This is a genomic window from Streptomyces sp. 5-10 (genome assembly GCF_014712245.1).
Classification (GTDB): Bacteria; Actinomycetota; Actinomycetes; order Streptomycetales; family Streptomycetaceae; genus Streptomyces; species Streptomyces violaceusniger.
Map to the genome: position 1 here is coordinate 284,930 of NZ_JACVYG010000006.1, position 6,000 is coordinate 290,929.

Annotated in this window: 5 protein-coding genes and 1 pseudogene; all 6 read left to right on the top strand. The window is 71.8% G+C overall.

The window, feature by feature from the left end; genetic code table 11:
- The first annotated feature begins 117 nt into the window (after positions 1-117).
- Entirely contained in the window at positions 118-600 is a 483-nt protein-coding gene (locus IEJ02_RS10405; RefSeq protein WP_009716930.1) for a CarD family transcriptional regulator, read from the top strand.
- Positions 601-941: 341 nt separating this feature from the next.
- Positions 942-1,736 carry a 2-C-methyl-D-erythritol 4-phosphate cytidylyltransferase gene (gene ispD / locus IEJ02_RS10410; protein WP_137978494.1) on the top strand — a complete coding sequence of 265 codons (795 nt, stop codon included), beginning with the start codon at positions 942-944 and terminating at the stop codon, positions 1,734-1,736.
- Positions 1,726-2,217: a 2-C-methyl-D-erythritol 2,4-cyclodiphosphate synthase gene (gene ispF / locus IEJ02_RS10415; protein ID WP_137978493.1), complete on the top strand. Its 492-nt coding sequence runs from the start codon at positions 1,726-1,728 to the stop codon at positions 2,215-2,217. The genes ispD and ispF overlap by 11 nt, the downstream gene beginning before the upstream one ends.
- 210 nt (positions 2,218-2,427) lie before the next feature.
- Positions 2,428-3,825, top strand: coding sequence for a cysteine--tRNA ligase (gene cysS, locus IEJ02_RS10420; protein WP_191064474.1), 1,398 nt, complete (start codon positions 2,428-2,430; stop codon positions 3,823-3,825).
- A gap of 160 nt (positions 3,826-3,985) precedes the next feature.
- On the top strand, positions 3,986-4,936 hold the full coding sequence (rlmB, locus tag IEJ02_RS10425; RefSeq protein WP_137978491.1) for a 23S rRNA (guanosine(2251)-2'-O)-methyltransferase RlmB: 951 nt from the start codon (positions 3,986-3,988) through the stop codon (positions 4,934-4,936).
- 522 nt (positions 4,937-5,458) lie between these two features.
- Positions 5,459-6,000, top strand: a pseudogene (locus IEJ02_RS10430) (hypothetical protein); the annotation flags it as partial.

Below are 6,000 nucleotides of genomic sequence, written 5' to 3' on the forward strand. Positions count from 1 at the left end.
CAGCACGTCCCTGCCGCACTTGTCAAGCCCCGAGATATGCCCTGACCTGCGAAAACGCCATTCAGAAGAAGGCGTTCCCGTGTTACCCTGGATAGCCACGGAAGGGGTACCTGTCACATGACGTTCAAGGTTGGCGACACCGTGGTCTATCCCCATCACGGGGCCGCGCTGATCGAGGCCATCGAAACTCGTCAGATCAAAGGCGTGGACAAGACCTACTTGGTGCTGAAGGTCGCTCAGGGTGACCTGACGGTTCGTGTGCCGGCGGACAATGCGGAGTTCGTCGGTGTGCGTGATGTGGTCGGCCAGGACGGGCTGGACCGGGTCTTCGAGGTGCTGCGTGCACCGTATGCCGAAGAGCCGACGAACTGGTCCCGTCGCTACAAGGCAAATCTCGAGAAGCTCGCCTCCGGCGATGTGATCAAGGTTGCCGAGGTCGTGCGTGACCTGTGGCGCCGAGAGCGTGAGCGCGGACTCTCCGCCGGTGAGAAGCGCATGCTCGCCAAGGCCCGCCAGATCCTGGTGAGCGAACTCGCCCTCGCCGAGAGCACCAACGAGGACAAGGCCGAGGCCCTGCTCGACGAGGTTCTCGCGTCCTGACACATCAATGCCGTGGTGCCCGAGTGACTCAGACGTGAATTCCCGCTCAATCGTCTGTCGCCGGGCGCTGCGGCATGCGTACGCGCCGGACGTCGTTGATCCCCCGAGCGATCCAGCTGATCTGAGCGATCTCGCTGATCCCCCGAGCGATCTTCCGAACCCCCGGTCCCCCGCACCTGGTGCCGATGCGCCACCGCGCGCACGGTGCGCGGTCTCAGGTGTGCCGGGCCCGGGCAGCTGGCTCGACCAGTCGTCACGGAAGGGGCCGGTCGGGGCATCGCGCCCGGCACGCTGTGGCCATACCCATCTCGGCTGAGGAAGCAAACCTGAACGCCAACTCAATGTCCGCAACACCGGATCACGGCGGCTCCGGCGCGTCCGGGCGAACCGTCCGCACCGCCGCCGTGATCCCCGCCGCGGGCCGCGGAGTGCGGCTGGGCCCGGGCGCCCCCAAGGCGCTGCGCCCGCTGAGCGGCACGCCCATGCTCGTCCACGCCGTACGGGCGATGGCCGGATCCCGCTCCGTCTCCCTCGTCGTCGTGGTCGCCCCGCCGGACGGCGCCGACGAGGTGCGGCGGCTGCTCGACGCGTATCCGCTGAGCGGCAGTCTGGGCGACACCACCGAGGTGGTCGTCGTGCCCGGCGGCGAGACCCGCCAGGAGTCGGTGCGCAAGGGGCTGGCCGCCGTCCCCGAGACCGTCACCACCGTGCTGGTGCACGACGCGGCGCGCCCGCTGGTGCCCGTGGACACGGTGGACGCGGTCGCCGCCGCCGTACGGGACGGGGCGCCCGCCGTCGTCCCGGCGCTGCCGCTGGCCGACACCGTGAAGCAGGTCGAGCCGCGCACCGGCGAGCGGGCCGGGGAGCCCGAGCCGGTGGTCGGCACTCCCGAGCGCGCCCTGCTGCGCGCCGTCCAGACCCCGCAGGGCTTCGACCGCGCCACGCTCCTGGCCGCCCACGAGAAGATCGCCCTGGAGGGCGAGGGCGCCACGGACGACGCGGGCATGGTGGAGCGGCTCGGCGTGGAGGTCGTGGTCGTCCCCGGCCACGAGGAGGCGTTCAAGGTGACCCGGCCGCTGGACCTGGTGCTGGCCGAGGCGGTCCTGGCCCGCAGGAGGGCGAACGATGGCTTCTGACGCGGCGATGCTCCCCCTGGTCGGCATCGGCACGGATGTGCACGCCTTCGAGAAGGGCCGTGAGCTGTGGTGCGCCGGGCTGCTGTGGGAGGGCGAGGAGTACGGACTCGCCGGGCACTCCGACGGGGATGTGGCCGCGCACGCCGCCTGTGACGCGCTGTTCTCCGCCGCCGGGCTCGGCGATCTCGGCGCCCACTTCGGCACCGACCGCCCCGAGTGGTCCGGCGCGGCCGGCACCACGCTGCTCGCCGAGGCGGCCCGGATCGTCCGGGACGCGGGGTTCGAGATCGGCAATGTGGCGATCCAGGTGATCGGCGTACGTCCGAAGATCGGCAAACGGCGCGACGAGGCGACGAAGGCGCTGACGGCGGCCGTGGGCGCCCCCGTCTCGGTGTCCGGTACCACCACGGACGGGCTGGGCCTGACCGGCCGCGCCGAGGGGCTCGCGGCGATCGCGACGGCGCTGGTGTTCCGGCGGTAGGGGGTAGGCGGTAGGGGCGACCGGTGCTCCGCGCGGGGCGCGCCGGTGCTCCGTGCGGTGGCCTCGGTGCTCCGGTGCTCCGGCGGTGGCGCGTGGTCCGGGGGCGCGCGGGCGCGTCCGGAGTGTCACCCGCGTCCCGAGTGTCACGCTTCTGTGTCCCCGTGGTGGAAGGCGCACGAGGCACCGTTCGCTTCCCACTACCCTTGACGCGTGACTATTCGCCTGTACGACACCAGCGCCCGGCAGATCCGTGACTTCACCCCGCTCAGGCCGGGCCGCGTCTCGATCTACCTGTGTGGCGCGACCGTGCAGGCCGCCCCGCACATCGGGCACATCAGGTCGGGGCTGAACTTCGACATCATGCGCCGCTGGTTCGCCCACCGCGGCTATGACGTGACGTTCATCCGCAATGTCACGGACATCGACGACAAGATCATCGCGAAGTCGGCGGAGCAGAAGCGCCCCTGGTGGGCGATCGGGTACGAGAACGAGCGCGCCTTCAACCAGGCGTACGACATCCTCGGCTGCCTGCCCGTGACCTATGAACCGCGGGCGACCGGTCATGTCCCCGAGATGATCGAGATGATGCGGGAGCTGATCGACCGGGGTCATGCGTATGCCGCCGAGGGCAATGTCTACTTCGACGTGCGCTCGTTCCCCGAGTATCTGAAGCTCTCCAACCAGGATCTGGACGGACTCCGCCAGCCCTCCGGCGAGGGCGAGACCGGCAAGCGCGACCCGCGCGACTTCGCCATGTGGAAGGCGGCGAAGCCGGGGGAGCCCAGCTGGGAGACACCGTGGGGGCGCGGCCGTCCGGGCTGGCACCTGGAGTGCTCGGCGATGGCCCACAAGTACCTCGGGCGCGCCTTCGACATCCACGGCGGCGGCGTCGACCTGATCTTCCCGCACCATGAGAACGAGATCGCGCAGGCCAAGGCGTTCGGCGACGACTTCGCCGCCTACTGGGCGCACAACGCCTGGGTGACCATGAGCGGCGAGAAGATGAGCAAGTCGCTCGGCAACTCGGTGCTGGTCTCCGAGATGGTCAAGCGCTGGCGTCCGATCGTGCTCCGCTACTACCTGGGCACCCCGCACTACCGGTCGATGATCGAGTACAGCGAGGAGGCCCTGCGCGAGGCCGAGTCGGCGTTCGCGCGGATCGAGGGCTTCGTCCAGCGAGTGGTGGAGAAGGCCGGGAGCGTGGAGCCCGCGGCCGAGGTGCCGCCCGCCTTCGCCGAGGCGATGGACGACGACCTCGGGGTGCCGCAGGCGCTCGCGGTCGTCCACACCACCGTCCGCCAGGGGAACTCCGCCCTGACCGCCGACGACAAGGAGGCGGCGGTCGCCCGGCTCGCCGAGGTGCGGGCCATGCTGGGCGTGCTGGGCCTCGATCCGCTCGCTGAGCACTGGGCGGGCGGTTCGGACCGCGGTGAGGATCTGCACGGCGTGGTCGATTCCCTCGTCCGGCTGGTCCTGGAGCAGCGGCAGGCCGCGCGGGCCCGTAAGGACTACGCGACGGCGGACGCGATCCGCGACCAGCTCCAGCAGTCGGGTCTGGTGATCGAGGACACCCCGTCCGGGCCGCGCTGGGAGCTGGGCACCCGCTGACCTCGCTGTTTGTGCCACCCGCCGGGTCGGGCGGCACACTTGTGACCGTACATACGACCGTACGAACACGAACGTACGACCGTAGACGCATGTGACGTTCGACGTTCTTCCGTTGCCGTTTGCCGAGCAGCGCTGAGCAGTGAAGAGACAGGTGACATTCATGGCCGGCAACAGCCAGCGCAGGAACCGCCGTACCAGCAACAAGAAGGGCGCGACGGTCGGCAGTGGCGGTAAGCGGCGCCGCGCCCTCGAGGGCAAGGGACCCACCCCGCCCGCCGAGATGCGCAAGGGACACGCCAAGCAGCGGATCGCCAACGCCCGCGCCCGCCAGGCCGCCAAGCGCCCCGTGCCGCGGCGCGGCGGCAAGGGCACGAACGAGCTGGTGGTGGGCCGTAACCCGGTGGTCGAGGCGCTGCGCGAGGGCGTTCCGGCGAACACGCTGTATGTGCAGCAGTTCATCGACAGCGACGACCGGGTGCGCGAGGCGCTGAAGGTCGCGGCCGACCGCGGCGGCATCCACCTCATGGAGGCGCCCAAGGCCGAGCTGGACCGGATGACGAACGGGCTCAACCACCAGGGCCTGGTGCTCCAGGTGCCGCCGTACGAGTACGCCCACCCCGAGGACCTGAGCGCGGCCGCCTTCGACGAGGGCGAGGACCCGCTGATCGTCGCCCTCGACGGCGTCACGGATCCGCGCAACCTGGGCGCGGTGGTCCGCTCGGTGTCGGCCTTCGGCGGCCATGGCGTGGTCGTACCGGAGCGGCGCGCGGCCGGGATGACCGCGGGCGCCTGGAAGACCTCCGCGGGCACCGCCGCCCGCACCCCGGTCGCCCGCGCGACCAACCTCACCCGGACCCTGGAGGCCTACCAGAAGGCGGGCCTGACGGTGGTCGGGCTCGCGGCGGACGGCGACGTCGAGCTGCAGGACCTCGAGGTGCTGGACGGCCCGGTCGTGATCGTCGTCGGCAGCGAGGGCAAGGGGCTGTCGCGGCTGGTCGGCGAGACCTGCGATCTGCGGGTGCGGATTCCGATGCCGGGCGGCGCGGAGTCGCTGAACGCGGGCGTGGCGGCGGGCGTCGTCCTCTACGAGGCGTCTCGCCGACGGGCGTAGGCGGTTCGTCGGCGGGCGTGGGCGGTACGCCGCTGGGCGTGGGCGGTTCGTCGCCGGGTGTGGGCGGTTCGGCGCCGGGCGTAGATCGGGCGTGGGCGGTTCGTCGCCGGGCGTGGATCGGGTGTGGGCGGTACGCCGACGGGTGTGGGCGGTTCGTCGCCGGGTGTGGGCGGGGCTGGCCACGGGCGTGATGCGGGCCGGGTGGGGCTGTGGTGCGGGCTCGGTAGCGCCGCCGCGATGCGGGCCTGATCCGGCCGGGATCTGGCCTGATCCGGCCGGGATGCGGGCCCGGTAGGGCCCGTTGGGCGGGCTTGACTCGGGCCTGACCGGGTCTGACCGCGCCTGACCGGGCCTGACCCGGGGGTGGGTCGGGCGTGGACCGGGTTGGTTGGACGTGTCCGGGTCCGTGACGTGCCCTCCGGCCGATGATCTTGACGGGCCTCGGACAGATCGGGACGTCCCCGGCAGTGTCTTTCCCGTCCGTCACTCGGTTAGTTGGGCGTGGAGACCAGAAAAGCCCGCATGCCTTCGCCCCTGGCGGGACGCGCGGGGGGATTCGACGACGAACCACAGCTGACCATGGCCAAGGTGCCGTGCGATCCGGCGCAGGTCGCCGTCAATGCCCCGAGCTTCCGGGTGCAGCTCAGCGTTCCGGTCGTCAGCAGCACGCTGACGGACACGGCCCGGCTCGCCCGCGTCCCGGCCCCCGGCCGGCGTCGGCCGCCGGTGGTGTGGAGCGGCCGCACCCGCCCCGGCGGGGACACCGCGGCGACCCGGCTGCTGCAGGCCGTGCGGTACTCCTCCGAGGGTCTGACCGACCATCTGTCCGATGGCCTGAGCGATGGTTTGGGCCGTTCCCGGCCGGGCGAGGGCGCCGAGGACGTGGGCGCCACGCAGGTGCTGCCGCGGATCGCCTTCGACGACGACAACGACAACGACACGGCGCCCACGGTCATCGGCCCGCGCAACCCCCGTCGTAACCCCCGTACGGAGTCCGTGCCCCGGTCGTCCGGCGGGCGGCGGCGTCCGGGCGCGGGCGGCCCGGCCGGGGCGGGCGGGGCGAG